Consider the following 13,562-nt stretch of genomic DNA (forward strand, 5'->3'; position numbering starts at 1 on the left):
TGCAATCAGTCGAGACGCATGGCGATGCCATGCTCGGCCATGTAGCTCTTGGCTTCACCGATCGAATAGGTGCCGAAATGGAAGATGGAGGCGGCAAGTACCGCAGTTGCATGGCCATCGCGAACGCCAGCCACCAGATCATCCAGTGTTCCGACGCCGCCCGAGGCGATGACGGGCACGCGAACCTGATCGGCAATGCTGCGCGTCAGGCCGATATCATATCCGCTTTTGGTGCCGTCGCGGTCCATCGAGGTGACAAGCAATTCACCAGCGCCGCGTTCGACCATTTTGATGGCGAATTCCACGGCGTCGATACCGGTCGGCTGGCGTCCGCCATGGGTGAAGATTTCCCAGCGGCCGGCTTCCCCATCCTTCGAAACGCGCTTGGCGTCGATGGAAACGACGATGCACTGGTTGCCGAACTTGTCGGCCGCCTGCGCCACGAAGTCAGGATCCTTCACCGCCGCAGAATTGATGGAAACCTTGTCCGCGCCGCAAAGGAGCAGCTTGCGGATGTCAGCAACGGCGCGGACCCCGCCGCCGACGGTCAGCGGCATGAAGCAATGATCGGCGGTGCGCGAGACGACATCGAAGATCGTATCGCGATTGTCCGAGGAGGCGGTGATGTCGAGAAAGCAGAGCTCGTCCGCTCCTGCCGCGTCATAGGCTTTCGCCGCTTCGACGGGGTCACCGGCATCGATCAGGTCGACGAAGTTCACGCCCTTGACGACGCGGCCGTCTTTGACATCAAGGCAGGGAATAACACGGGCTTTGAGGGTCATGCGCGTACCTCCTTCGCGGCCTTGATGAGGGCAAGCGCCTCGGCAGGGTCGATGCGCCCATCATAAAGCGCGCGGCCTGAAATCGCACCCTCGAGCTTTGCGGCATCCGGCTGCAACATGCGTTTGACGTCTTCGATGGAGGCAAGGCCGCCGGAGGCGATGACCGGGATGGAGACGGCATCCGCCAGTTCCAGCGTCGAGGCCCAGTTGATGCCGGCCAGAATGCCGTCACGATCGATATCGGTATAGATGATGGCGGCCACACCTGCGCCTTCAAAGCGTTTGGCCAGTTCGATGACGCCGAGTTCGGACGCTTCCGCCCAGCCTTCCACGGCAACCTTGCCACCCTTGGCATCGATGCCGACGGCGACCTGGCCGGGGAAACGCTTGCAGGCTTCCAGAACGAGAACCGGATCGCGCACCGCCACGGTGCCGAGAATGACACGCGCAAGCCCACGGCTCAGCCACGCTTCAATATGATCGAGCGTGCGGATGCCACCGCCGAGCTGCACCGGATTTTTCGTCGCTTTCAGAATGGCGTCGACCGCCTCGCCGTTGACGGTCTCACCGGCGAAAGCGCCGTTGAGATCGACGACATGCAGCCATTCGAAACCCTGATCCTCGAAGGCCTTCGCCTGTGCGCCGGGGTCTTCGTTGTAGACTGTGGCCTGGTCCATATCGCCGAGTTTCAGGCGAACGCACTGGCCGTCTTTAAGGTCGATTGCGGGAAAAAGAATCATGTCAGGGCTTCCAGCGCAGGAAATTGGAAATCAGGGCAAGGCCGAGCGTCTGGCTTTTTTCCGGGTGGAACTGCGCGCCCGCCATATTGTCGCGACCGACGAAAGCCGTCATCGCGCCACCGTAGTTGGTGGTGGCGATGACATCCGTCGAGTGCTTTGCCGACAGATGATAGGAATGCACGAAATAGGCGTGCAACCCATCCGCTCCGGTCTTGATGCCGTCGAAAAGCGGGTGAGCGTGGCGGATTTCCAGCGTGTTCCAGCCGATCTGCGGGATTTTGAGGCTGGGGTCGGACGGCGTCATTTCCACGACGTCACCCTCAATCCAGCCGAGTCCGGTACTGACAGTCTTTTCGAGTCCGCGCGAGGACATCAGCTGCATGCCGACGCAGATGCCGAGGAAGGGGTGCGCTTTTTTCTCGACGGCTTCGATGAGCGCCTCATGCATGCCGGGAACGGCTTCGAGACCCGCCCGGCAATCCGCATAGGCACCAACGCCCGGCAGGACGATGCGGTCTGCCGAGGCGACGTGATCCGGCTTGTCGGTCAGGTCGATGGTTGCATTGATGCCGGCTTCGCGGGCGGCACGCTCGAAAGCTTTGGTGGCCGAACGCAGATTGCCCGAACCGTAGTCGATGATCGCGACACGCATGTCAGCGCCTTCCATTCAAGTCGAAAAGAAACGATCCTGCGGGATCGTTGACGAAGTTTTTGTCGCCTCTATTTTGCGGCGAAGGAGACCAGACCGGCTGGGACAGCTGTTCCGCCGTTTCGGCGGTTTCGGAGAGACCGGAGAAATATATGTCTTCGGCGCTCGAAAGATCAGGGGCGGAAACGACTGACGTCAGCTTCCAGCCTTTGCGGATCAGGTGCCGGACGAGAAAATCGCGTCCCTCCAGCGCCGTGATGAGCCCGATGGTGAAACCGCAGAGAAGTCCAACCGGTTCGAATCCGGCTAATATCGATACCCGTCCGGCCAGAAGGAGCGCGATGATAACCACCGCCGTTGCCAGCCACAGGCGATTGATGGCGAGCCAAAGCCAGGGCGCAATCAGGGCCAGCCAGACGAAACGGTCGGCAATGAAGCGGGTCGTCTTGTGGTCCCTGTCCGGCCCGTTGGGGGCTTCCAGAACGAGATAGCTTGTCATGGGCTTCCTGACAGCTTTGGCGTCAGGCCAGCATGCCCTTTGTCGAGGGAACGCGGCCTGCCTGCCGGGGGTCGATCTCGGTTGCCGTGCGAAGAACGCGGGCAACGGCCTTAAAGCATGTTTCGGCGATATGATGGTTGTTGGCGCCGTAATGGTTCAGGATATGCAGCGTGATGCCGGCATTCTGGGCGAGCGCCTGAAAGAACTCACGCACCAGCTCGGTATCGAAGGTGCCGATCTTCGGTGCGGAAAAATTGACGTTCCAGACGAGGAAGGGCCGGCCGGAAATATCGACGGCGGCTTTGGTCATCGTCTCGTCCATGGCAAGATCGAGCGAGGCATAACGGGTAATGCCGCGCCGGTCGCCCAGCGCCTTGGCAATCGCCTGGCCGATGGCAATACCGGTATCTTCCACGGTGTGGTGGTCATCGATGTGCAGGTCGCCCTTGACCTCGATCTCCATGTCGATCAGCGAATGGCGGCTGAGCTGGTCCAGCATATGGTCGAAAAATCCCACGCCGGTGGAAATTGTCGACTTGCCGGTGCCGTCGATATCCACGCGCACCGAAACCGCGGTTTCGTTGGTGTTGCGGATAATCTCGCCTTTACGTTCTGCCATTTTGGCCGCTCCGTGAAAATGTTGCCGTTCCTTATCAGCACGGGACACAAATATCCAGTTGTTCCATCGTCTTGCATGACATGCGGAAAACGGTGCGTCGCCGCGAAGATTGCAATCGCGAAAAGCAAACTTACATAGAACCCGAGAAGGGCCGTATCCGGCCCGTTAACCCCAGGCCCGGCAGGGCAGACAGGTGTTTGATGACAACAATTATTACAGTCAGAAAGGGCGGCAAGGTCGTCATGGCTGGCGATGGCCAGGTGAGCCTTGGCCAGACGGTTATGAAGGGCAATGCCCGCAAGGTTCGCCGCATCGGCAAAGGTGAAGTGATTGCCGGTTTTGCCGGCGCGACGGCGGATGCCTTCACACTACTCGACCGTCTTGAGAAGAAACTCGAGCAATATCCGGGGCAGCTCATGCGCGCCGCCGTCGAGCTTGCGAAGGACTGGCGGACGGATAAATATCTGCGCAACCTCGAAGCAATGATGCTGGTGGCCGATAAAACCACCACGCTTGCCATCACCGGTAATGGCGATGTGCTGGAACCGGAACACGGCGCGATCGCCATCGGTTCCGGCGGTAATTATGCCTTTGCCGCCGCCCGCGCCATGATGGACACGGACAAGTCGGCCGAAGAGGTGGCGCGCCAGTCGCTCGATATTGCGGCCGATATCTGCGTTTATACCAACCACAACCTCGTCGTCGAAACCCTCGACGCTGAGTAAGCTCAATTTCTCACCAATGGGTCCTGTGGGCCGGGCCTGGATGGCCGGCCGTAGCAGGAAAGCCGAGAGGATAGAATGACAACTTTTTCTCCCCGGGAAATAGTCTCGGAACTCGACCGCTTCATCATCGGCCAGCATGAGGCCAAACGTGCGGTCGCAATCGCGCTGCGCAATCGCTGGCGCCGCCAGCAGCTCGATGAGAGCCTGCGCGATGAAGTCATGCCCAAGAATATTCTGATGATCGGACCGACCGGTGTCGGCAAGACCGAGATTTCGCGCCGCCTCGCCAAGCTTGCTGGTGCCCCCTTCATCAAGGTCGAAGCCACGAAGTTCACCGAAGTCGGCTATGTCGGACGCGATGTCGAACAGATCATCCGCGATCTGGTTGAAATCGGCATTGGCCTCGTGCGTGAAAAGAAGCGCGCCGAAGTGCAGGCCAAGGCGCATCAGAGCGCCGAAGAACGGGTGCTTGACGCGCTGGTTGGTGCAACCGCATCGCCTGGCACGCGTGAAAGCTTCCGCAAGAAGCTGCGTGACGGCGAGCTGGACGACAAGGAAATCGACATCGAGGTGGCGGATAGCGGCTCGGGCATGCCCGGTTTCGAAATTCCCGGCATGCCGGGCGCCAATATCGGCGTTCTCAACCTGTCGGAAATGTTCGGCAAGGCCATGGGCGGACGCACCAAGAAGGTGCGCACGACAGTGTCCAAATCCTATGCCGATCTCATCCGCGACGAATCCGACAAGCTGCTCGACAATGAAATGATCCAGCGTGAGGCGGTGAAGTCGGTCGAAAATGACGGCATCGTCTTCCTCGATGAGATCGACAAGATCGCCGCCCGCGACGGTGGCATGGGCGCCGGCGTCTCGCGTGAAGGCGTGCAGCGCGACCTGCTGCCGCTTGTCGAAGGCACCACGGTTTCGACGAAGTACGGCCCGGTCAAAACCGACCACGTGCTGTTCATCGCATCGGGCGCGTTCCATGTGGCGAAGCCTTCGGACCTCCTGCCCGAACTTCAGGGCCGCCTGCCGATCCGCGTCGAGCTGAAGCCGCTGACCAAGGAGGATTTCCGCCGTATCCTGACGGAAACGGAAGCAAGCCTTATCCGCCAGTACAAGGCGCTGATGGCGACGGAGGAACTGGATCTCGATTTCACCGATGACGCAATCGATGCTCTGGCCGATGTGGCCGTTCATCTCAATTCGTCGGTCGAGAACATCGGTGCGCGCCGTCTGCAGACGGTGATGGAGCGTGTTCTGGACGAGATTTCCTTCAACGCGCCGGATCGCGGCGGCTCCGCCATCAAGATCGACCAGGAATATGTCAAAAAACATGTGGGCGATCTCGCCGCGGACACGGATTTGTCGCGCTATATTCTCTGAAGACTTCGGGGATCCGAGAAAGAAGAGTGCGGCCATATTTGCCGCACTCTTTTATTTTATCCGCCTTGTCTCGCATTCAACCCGCATTTTGTTTATGGGAAGGGCTGCATTCCGGTTGGAACCGCTTTAGTGGAATGATCCGGTTTTCCCAGCGTATTTCGCTGGCGGAAACCGCAGGCTTGAGAAAAGGCATTCGCTCGTGCGCAAAACTCTTCTGGCATTTGCCGCTGCTTTGGCGGTCACCGTCACCGCGTCTTCTTACGTCGAAGCCGCGACGGTCGTTCCGCCGGGCAATCGCAATGCCGAACAGCCGGGTGTTCCCGGCGCTTCCGCAAAAAGAACCAAGGCGTCCAACACGTCTTTCGAGCGCAAATACCAGAAGGTCATCGAGCTTTTGTCCTCCGACAAGGCCCTGATCGCCAAGATCAAGTCGACGGCCGGGCGCTACGGCATCGATCCGATCCATATGATCGGCGCGATCGTCGGCGAACATACCTATAATGTCGACGCTTATGACCGGCTGCAGTCCTATTACGTCAAGGCCGCCTCCTATGCCGGCGGCAGCTTCCGTTTCGGCTACAAGGACGAAACCATCGCGCAGTTTCTGACGCATTCGCAATTTGCCAAATGCCAGTCGAAAAAGGATTCCTACAGCCTCTGGAATTGCCGTGAAGATGTCTGGGACGACAGTTTCCGTGGTAAGACCGTCGATGGCGTGGCCTATCCGAACAACCGTTTCAGCGCCGTATTCTTCCAGCCCTTTTATGCCGGCCAGACCTTTGGCCTCGGCCAGATCAACCCGCTGACGGCGCTGATGTTGTCCGACATGGTGTCGAGAACCTCCGGTTACGAGAGGCTGGATGAAAACGATGCCACAGCGGTCTATACGGCGATCATGGACCCGGACCGGTCACTCGCCTTCATGGCCGCCTCCATCCGCAAGTCTATCGATGATTACCGGTCGATTGCCGACATGGATATTTCGAAAAATCCGGGTGTGACCTCCACGCTTTATAATGTCGGCGGGTCGCAGCAGCGTGCTGCCGCCCTTGCCCAGAAGAACCGCCAACGCGCCTCGGGCGGGGAACAGCCGCTGTTACCGGAAGAAAACTACTACGGCTGGCTGGTGAACGACCGCCTCAAGGATCTGCAGGCGCTTTTGTAGAAAAAGACGACTATCGGCTCCATTGTTTCCAAAACGGAAATAATATTTGGCTGCCTGCCGCAATTGACGAGCGCCCGTCTCCGCGTCCAATCTGTATCTCCAGAATAGAGGAGGCGCATGTGAGCCGCACGAATAAATTCGGTCTTTCCATCGATGACAGGCTTTATGCCTTTCTGACTGACGACGTCCTGCCGGGCACAGGTCTGGACAGTGAGGCGTTCTTCGAAGGTTTTTCGACCATTGTTCACGAGCTTTCTCCGAAGAACCGTGAATTGCTGGCAAAGCGCGACGCCCTGCAGGAAAAACTGGATGGCTGGTATCGGCAGAATCGCGCTCCGGTAGATTTTGCTGCCTATGAGGGATTTCTGAAGGAAATCGGCTATCTGCTGCCGGAAGGCCCCGGCTTCAAGGTGGAAACCAGCAACGTCGACCCTGAAATTGCTGCCGTTGCCGGTCCGCAGCTCGTCGTTCCGGTTATGAATGCACGTTATGCACTGAATGCCGCGAATGCCCGCTGGGGTTCGCTTTACGACGCGCTTTACGGCACGGACGCCATTTCCGATGCTGACGGTGCGGAAAAGGGCAGGGGCTATAACCCAAGGCGCGGCGAGAAGGTCATCGCCTGGGCTCGCAACTTCCTCGATGAATCCGCGCCGCTGGAGACGGGAAGCTGGTCCGATGTGACCGGTTTCAAGATCGAGGATGGCCTGTTGCAGCTCGCCACCGGCGACGCCAAGACTGGCCTCACGGATGCAGCCCAGTTCAAGGGTTTCAGCGGCGAGGCGGCAAAGCCTGCAACGATCCTGCTTGGCAAGAACGGTTTGCACACCGAAATCGTCATCGATCCCTCGACCGAAATCGGCAAGGGCGACAAGGCGGGCATCTCCGATGTCATTCTTGAATCGGCGCTGACGACCATCATGGATTGTGAGGATTCGGTTGCCGCCGTCGACGCCGAGGATAAGGTGCTGGTTTACGGCAACTGGCTTGGCCTGATGCGCGGCGACCTGACGGAGGAGGTTTCGAAGGGCGGCAAGACCTTCACCCGCAGCCTCAATCCGGATCGCTATTACACGGCTCCCGATGGCGCGGCGCTGACGCTGCCGGGCCGTTCCCTGATGCTGGTGCGCAATGTCGGTCATCTCATGACCAATCCGGCGATCCTCGACAGGGACGGCCGCGAGGTGCCTGAGGGCATCATGGATGCCGTCGTCACGGCGCTGATCGCTCTTTATGATGTCGGTCCGTCCGGGCGTCGTCAGAATTCCCGCGCCGGCTCGATGTATGTGGTCAAGCCGAAGATGCACGGGCCGGAGGAAGTGGCCTTCGCCAACGAAATCTTCAGCCGGGTCGAAAAGCTTGTCGGCATGGCGCCGAACACCATGAAAATGGGCATCATGGATGAGGAGCGTCGTACCACGATCAACCTCAAGGAAAGCATTCGCGCCGCGAAGGATCGTGTCGTTTTCATCAATACGGGCTTCCTCGACCGCACCGGTGACGAAATCCACACCTCGATGGAAGCGGGTCCGATGATCCGCAAGGGCGACATGAAGCAGGCGGCATGGATCGCCGCTTACGAGAACTGGAACGTTGATATCGGCCTCGAATGCGGCCTTTCCGGCCATGCGCAGATCGGCAAGGGCATGTGGGCCATGCCGGATCTGATGGCGGCGATGTTGGAGCAGAAGATCGCGCATCCGAAGGCCGGCGCCAACACGGCCTGGGTGCCGTCACCGACCGCAGCGACGCTGCATGCCACGCATTATCACAAGGTCGATGTCGCCGCCGTCCAGGAAGGACTGAAAAGCCGCGGCCGCGCGAAGCTTTCCGATATCCTGTCCGTGCCGGTCGCGCCGCGTCCCAACTGGGCGCCGGAAGAAATCCAGCGTGAACTCGACAACAATGCGCAGGGTATTCTCGGCTATGTCGTGCGCTGGGTCGATCAGGGCGTCGGCTGCTCCAAGGTGCCTGATATCAACAATATCGGGCTGATGGAGGACCGCGCCACGCTGCGCATCTCCGCGCAGCATATGGCGAACTGGCTGCGCCATGGCGTGGTGACAGAGGAACAGATCGTCGAGACCATGAAGCGCATGGCCGCCGTGGTCGATACGCAGAATGCCGACGATCCGGCCTATCTGCCGATGGCATCCGATTTCGACGGATCGGTGGCATTTCAGGCGGCTGTCGAACTGGTGCTGAAGGGCCGCGAACAGCCGAATGGTTACACCGAACCGGTTCTGCACCGTCGTCGTCTGGAACTGAAGGCCAAACAGGCGGCCTGACACCGTCAGCAGTCCTGAGAAACAAAAAAGCCGCCGGGGGAAATCCACGGCGGCTTTTTCTTGTCCGGTATCTGATCTTTATTGGATCACGACGACTTTCGTGCTGCGGCCGGGGCGGACGCGGCTGTATAGGTCGATGACGTCCTGGTTGATCATGCGGATGCAGCCGGAAGAGGCGGCGGTGCCGATCGAGGCCCATTCGGGCGAACCATGGATGCGGAACAGCGTGTCCTGTCCCTTTTCGTTGAAGAGATACATGGCGCGCGCGCCGAGCGGGTTGGAAAGGCCCGGGCCCATGCCGGCCTCAACATATTTGGCCACTTCCGGCTTACGGTCCGCCATTTCCTTCGGCGGATGCCACATCGGCCATTCCTGCTTCCAGGCGACATAGGCTTCACCGGCCCAGGCGAAACCCGCCTTGCCGACGCCGATGCCATAACGAACCGCACGGTTGCCGGAGAGGATGTAATAGAGGTAACGCTCGCGCGTGTTGACGATGATGGTGCCGGCGCGTTCGGATGTCTGGAATTCGACAATCTGACGGCGATACTTCTCGTTGACACGGTTGATCGGAATGGCCGGCAGCGCATAGCCCGCATCGGTCACGGCACCGTAAACATCGTTGAAGATCTGGACCGTTTCGACCTTCGCCGGAACGGGGTCAGCAACCGGAACAGACGCTGCGATCTTGCCGGAGGTCGGAGCGGAGGATTGGGAGGTAGTTTCGGCGCAGCCGGCCAGAGCCAGTGCTGCCGTCAGACCGAGTAAGGTCAATGGGGTGCGGATGCGCATGTCGTTCTCGCGGAAAATTCGCCAAATTGTGCGAAGGAGTAGGCTTAATTGGATAAATCGGTTATTTTCCATTCAGCCGCTCTTGGCAAGCCGTTGCGCCGCCGCGAGACGGTTGTGCCTTTAAAATTGCCGGTTGATTGCCTTTTTGCAACAATAGGCCAAACGCTTCAGCAGCCTTTATCCATGACTATTCTTTCCGTTACCAACAATAATCCGTTAATCGACGGCCGCCAGTCGGACAAGGCGATGCTGGTGCGTCGCGGCGTTCAGGTGCTTCTGCACGAAATGCGCCATTCGGTGCTGCCGGAGCTGCCGCTTGCAAGCGGGCGACGGGCCGATCTCATCAGTCTGTCGGTCAAGGGTGAAATCTGGATCATCGAAATCAAATCCTCCATCGAGGATTTCCGTGTCGATCGCAAATGGCCGGAATATCGCCTGCATTGCGATCGGCTGTTCTTCGCCACCCACCCGGAGGTTCCGACCGACATATTCCCGGAGGAATGCGGGCTGATCCTCTCGGATGGATATGGTGCCCATATGCTGCGCGATGCGCCGGAACATAAATTGCCGCCGGCGACCCGCAAATCGGTGATGCTGGATTTCTCGAGAACCGCCGCGACCCGGTTGATGCTGGCAGAATGGACAACCGGGCGCAGCTTTGGCGAATAAGTATCGTTACTTTGGGGCGCGTTTCGCGAGAATGCGCTGCAAGGTGCGCCGATGCATATTGAGCCGGCGTGCCGTTTCCGAAACGTTGCGCTCGCACATTTCATAGACACGCTGAATATGCTCCCACCGAACCCGGTCTGCCGACATGGGGTTTTCGGGAACTTCGGTCTTTTCACCCTTGCGCTGCGTCAGCGCATTGAAGACATCGTCCGCATCGGCGGGTTTGGCCAGATAGTCCAGCGCTCCGAGTTTTACGGCGGTAACGGCGGTTGCAATATTGCCATAGCCGGTCAGAACGACGATCTGCGTATCGTCCCGGTTCTGCCTGATCGCCTCGATGACTTCCAGACCATTGCCATCCGCAAGCCTCAGATCGACCACCGCATACTTCGGCGGCGCAGCCCTGGAACGGGCTATACCGTCACTCACCGTCTCGGCCGTATCGACGGCAAAGCCGCGTGTTTCCATTGCCCGGGCAAGCCGGCGCAAAAACGGGCCGTCATCATCGACGATCAGCAGCGATCTGTCGGGCCCGATCGGATCGCCGTCGTCCGTTGGCGCGCCGGTGGAGTTGTTCTGGTCTTCTGTCTTCATGTTTGCGGCCTTCCGGCAACTTCGTCGGCTTTGTTTTCTTCTTCTTATCGCCGCTTCAACGTGGATGGTAAAGTCAACGGTTTCTTTTATCGTCCATAAGCGCTCGAGGCCAGACGATTGTGACCCTTGCTCCCTTTTCGCTAGTGCCGCGATTTTCAAAGGTGACACTGGCGCCGGAGCGCTCCAGCAGAGTCTTGGCGATGAAAAGCCCGAGCCCGAGCCCACCCGCCCTTGTGTCGTTGTGACGTTCGGTCACATAGGGCTCGCCGATACGGGCAAGCACGTCATGGGCATAACCCGGCCCGTCGTCTTCAATGATGACGGCGACGTTCTGCTGATCGTAATCCACCGTTACGGTGACCTTTTCCCGCGCATAATCCACGCCGTTTTCAATGAGGTTGCCGAGACCGTAGATGATACCGGCATTGCGGATACCGACCGGCTCGTCGGCGCGATTGCTCTTTTCAACGAGTTCGAGGCGGATGCCGAATTCCCGGTGCGGGGCCATCACCTCCTCGATCAGCGAAGAGAGCGGCAGGCGGCGCATATGTTCTTCATTGTCGGTGGAAAGCGATGTGAGCCGGCGCAGAATGTCACGGCATCTTTCGCTCTGGCTGCGCAGCAGCGCTATATCTTCGCCAAATTTTTCGTCATGCCCAAGTTCCCGCTCCATCTCCTTCGCGACGACGCTGATTGTTGCGAGCGGCGTGCCCAGCTCATGCGCTGCTGCTGCTGCCAACCCATCCAGCTGTGAAAGATGTTTTTCCCGCTCCAGCACCAGTTCGGTTGCAGCCAGCGCATCCGCCAGCTGATTTGCCTCATGCGAAACGCGATAGGCATAAAAGGCCGCAAACGAGGTCGTGGCGATGATCGCGACCCAGGTGCCGACATGCAGCAGAAGCTGGATCGGCAAAACCTCGCCGGGATACCAGGGAACCGGAAAGGGGGAAAAAGCGATCGCCGTCGAGCAGATGACGGCAAAGGCGAGAAGAATAAGCGAGTGCCGAAGCGGCTGGGAGGCAAACGCGATGATGACCTGCACGCAGATCAGCGGCGCGAACGGATTGGAAAGTCCACCGGTGATGTAAATGAGCGCCGTCAATTGCAGCAGGTCGAAGGCCAGCAGCAACGTCGCTTCCCAGGGCTCCAGACGATAGGTGGAGGGAAAACGGGCAGTGAGAAACAGGTTGGCGAGCGCCAGTGCCGCGATCAAGAGGCCGCAGGCCAGAAGCGGCAGGGGGAAATTGAGCCCGAAGGCGACAAGCAGGATTGTCGCCGTCTGCCCGGCAACCGCCAGCCAGCGCAGCCAGACAATGGTCTGCAGCCTTATCCTGCGGCTGGCGCGGCCAAGTCTCGTGGTTTCGATCGAATGGCCAGCCATTTTCGTCTCCTTTACCCTCTTTATCGTCATCACGTCCCGCGCGGTTTTGCGCGGCTGGTCGGCAGCGCCGATGCCGGGTCTTCCGGCCATGGATGGCGTGGATAACGTCCGCGCATATCCGCCCGCACGTCCTTCCAGGATCCCGCCCAGAAACCGGGAAGATCGCGTGTCGTCTGTATCGGCCTGTGTGCCGGCGAGGTCAATTCCAGGAGCAGCGGCAACCGCCCCTGCGCAATCGATGGGTGAGCCCTCAGTCCGAAAAGCTCCTGCACACGAATGGAAAGCGTCGGTTCGCTGGCATCGTAACGGATGGGGTGGCGCTGGCCCGTCGGCGCTTCGAAATGCGTGGGCGCCAGCCTGCCGAGGTCGCGCCCTACCTCATGCGGCACCAGGGACAGAATCCCGTCGGAAAGGCTGCCGGGCCGGATGTCCTGCAGGCTGCGCGCGCCGTTCTGAAAAGGGACGAACCATTTGTCCAGCCGCGAAAGCAAAGCCTCGTCGCTGACATCAGGCCAGGGGTCGCCGATACTGGCGTTCAGAAAGCCGATTCTGTCGCGCAGCTGCAGCGTCTCTTTCGAAAACGGAAGAATGTCGATGCCGAATTCCCTGATACCATTGGCGAGCGCCTGGGCCGCCTGTTCACCCTCGGGGCGGGGCAGGGGTGTTTCGTCGAGGATGATGGCGCCAAGCCGCGTCACCCTTCGCGCACGCGCCTGGCCGCTCGCCTTGTCGAAAAGCAGCTGGTCCTGCTGAACGATGAGGTGCGGCATCCGCTCTTCTATATCGGTCCTTTCTATGCCCGCCGCCGCAAGGATGCGCGGTTGCGCCGCCCGTCCGGTAATATCGGCCACGACAAGCATTTTGCTCGCCGCCAGACGCTCGGTCTCGGCAAGCTCCGCACCCCGCCCATTGGCCATTACATAACGTCCGCGCGCGCCACGCTGGAGTGCGATCCTGTCCGGATAGGCGTGCAGCAGCAGTGGACCGGCCTCACTCGGCAATTCGGCTGTCGCCGTTTTGTCGCCGATCGCATCGAACAGCCTCGATGCCAGCTTCCGCGCCGCCAGCGCCCTTTCGCTCCTGTCGGAAAGAAAGTGTCGCAGCCGTTCATCGAGATCGATGTCGTTTCCGCCGAGCCCCTGTTCCGTCAACATGACGGCGAGCATCGCCGCCTTTTTCCCCGCACCCTCGCTTGCCGCCGCAATCACCATGGCTGCCAGTCGCGGTGGCAGCGAAAGGCCGCGCATCAGACGACCGCGCTGCGTCAGTGCGCCGC

At 59.7% G+C, this 13,562-nt stretch carries 14 protein-coding genes (1 of these 14 only partly in view); 5 read left to right on the forward strand and 9 right to left on the reverse strand.

The features are described from left to right. Window positions 1–5: 5 nt before the first annotated feature. From hisF to hisB, 5 genes are read right to left on the reverse strand one after another with little or no spacing between them, the layout of a single operon-like run. Window positions 6–782 carry an imidazole glycerol phosphate synthase subunit HisF gene (gene hisF, locus MRBLRC7O_RS12625; protein ID WP_003505384.1) on the reverse strand — a complete coding sequence of 259 codons (777 nt, stop codon included), beginning with the start codon at window positions 780–782 and terminating at the stop codon, window positions 6–8. Further along, window positions 779–1,522: a 1-(5-phosphoribosyl)-5-[(5-phosphoribosylamino)methylideneamino]imidazole-4-carboxamide isomerase gene (gene hisA, locus MRBLRC7O_RS12630; RefSeq protein WP_080866506.1), complete on the reverse strand. Its 744-nt coding sequence runs from the start codon at window positions 1,520–1,522 to the stop codon at window positions 779–781. The genes hisF and hisA overlap by 4 nt, the downstream gene beginning before the upstream one ends. A 1-nt stretch (window position 1,523) precedes the next feature. Then, on the reverse strand, window positions 1,524–2,174 hold the full coding sequence (gene hisH / locus MRBLRC7O_RS12635; RefSeq protein ID WP_003505386.1) for an imidazole glycerol phosphate synthase subunit HisH: 651 nt from the start codon (window positions 2,172–2,174) through the stop codon (window positions 1,524–1,526). 1 nt (window position 2,175) lies between these two features. Beyond that, complete coding sequence (locus tag MRBLRC7O_RS12640) at window positions 2,176–2,670, reverse strand: DUF2628 domain-containing protein (protein ID WP_003505387.1); 495 nt, start codon at window positions 2,668–2,670, stop codon at window positions 2,176–2,178. A 22-nt stretch (window positions 2,671–2,692) separates the two neighbouring features. After that, window positions 2,693–3,289, reverse strand: a complete 597-nt coding sequence (hisB, locus tag MRBLRC7O_RS12645; protein WP_003505388.1) for an imidazoleglycerol-phosphate dehydratase HisB — start codon at window positions 3,287–3,289, stop codon at window positions 2,693–2,695. Window positions 3,290–3,489: 200 nt separating this feature from the next. Here hisB and hslV point away from each other — a divergent pair, with 200 nt between their 5' ends. From hslV to MRBLRC7O_RS12665, 4 genes are all read left to right on the forward strand, one after another. After that, complete coding sequence (hslV, locus tag MRBLRC7O_RS12650) at window positions 3,490–4,014, forward strand: ATP-dependent protease subunit HslV (RefSeq protein WP_003505389.1); 525 nt, start codon at window positions 3,490–3,492, stop codon at window positions 4,012–4,014. Window positions 4,015–4,089: 75 nt separating this feature from the next. Continuing rightward, complete coding sequence (gene hslU, locus MRBLRC7O_RS12655) at window positions 4,090–5,397, forward strand: ATP-dependent protease ATPase subunit HslU (protein WP_003505390.1); 1,308 nt, start codon at window positions 4,090–4,092, stop codon at window positions 5,395–5,397. Between the two features lie 199 nt (window positions 5,398–5,596). After that, window positions 5,597–6,562, forward strand: coding sequence for a DUF1402 family protein (locus MRBLRC7O_RS12660; RefSeq protein WP_003505391.1), 966 nt, complete (start codon window positions 5,597–5,599; stop codon window positions 6,560–6,562). A gap of 119 nt (window positions 6,563–6,681) precedes the next feature. Next, complete coding sequence (locus tag MRBLRC7O_RS12665; protein WP_003505392.1) at window positions 6,682–8,850, forward strand: malate synthase G; 2,169 nt, start codon at window positions 6,682–6,684, stop codon at window positions 8,848–8,850. A gap of 78 nt (window positions 8,851–8,928) precedes the next feature. Here MRBLRC7O_RS12665 and MRBLRC7O_RS12670 read toward each other — a convergent pair whose 3' ends face one another. Further along, window positions 8,929–9,642, reverse strand: coding sequence for a L,D-transpeptidase (locus MRBLRC7O_RS12670; protein WP_003505393.1), 714 nt, complete (start codon window positions 9,640–9,642; stop codon window positions 8,929–8,931). Window positions 9,643–9,825: 183 nt separating this feature from the next. Between MRBLRC7O_RS12670 and MRBLRC7O_RS12675 the strand changes: the two genes are divergently transcribed. Further along, entirely contained in the window at window positions 9,826–10,311 is a 486-nt protein-coding gene (locus tag MRBLRC7O_RS12675; RefSeq protein WP_004444350.1) for an MmcB family DNA repair protein, read from the forward strand. 6 nt (window positions 10,312–10,317) lie between these two features. Here MRBLRC7O_RS12675 and MRBLRC7O_RS12680 read toward each other — a convergent pair whose 3' ends face one another. The 3 genes from MRBLRC7O_RS12680 to hrpB all read right to left on the reverse strand — a co-directional run. After that, window positions 10,318–10,905, reverse strand: coding sequence for an ActR/PrrA/RegA family redox response regulator transcription factor (locus MRBLRC7O_RS12680; RefSeq protein ID WP_003505397.1), 588 nt, complete (start codon window positions 10,903–10,905; stop codon window positions 10,318–10,320). A gap of 73 nt (window positions 10,906–10,978) precedes the next feature. Then, window positions 10,979–12,286 (reverse strand): two-component system sensor histidine kinase ActS, encoded by a 1,308-nt coding sequence (actS, locus tag MRBLRC7O_RS12685; RefSeq protein WP_077998710.1) that lies wholly within the window; start codon window positions 12,284–12,286, stop codon window positions 10,979–10,981. 29 nt (window positions 12,287–12,315) lie between these two features. After that, on the reverse strand, window positions 12,316–13,562 hold the 3' portion of the coding sequence (gene hrpB, locus MRBLRC7O_RS12690) for an ATP-dependent helicase HrpB (RefSeq protein ID WP_003505399.1). 1,219 nt of this gene lie beyond the right edge of the window; only the last 1,247 of its 2,466 coding nucleotides appear in the window; its start codon lies beyond the right edge, outside the window; its stop codon occupies window positions 12,316–12,318.

It is taken from the genome of Agrobacterium radiobacter (assembly GCF_040801995.1).
In the GTDB taxonomy this organism is placed as follows: domain Bacteria; phylum Pseudomonadota; class Alphaproteobacteria; order Rhizobiales; family Rhizobiaceae; genus Agrobacterium; species Agrobacterium radiobacter.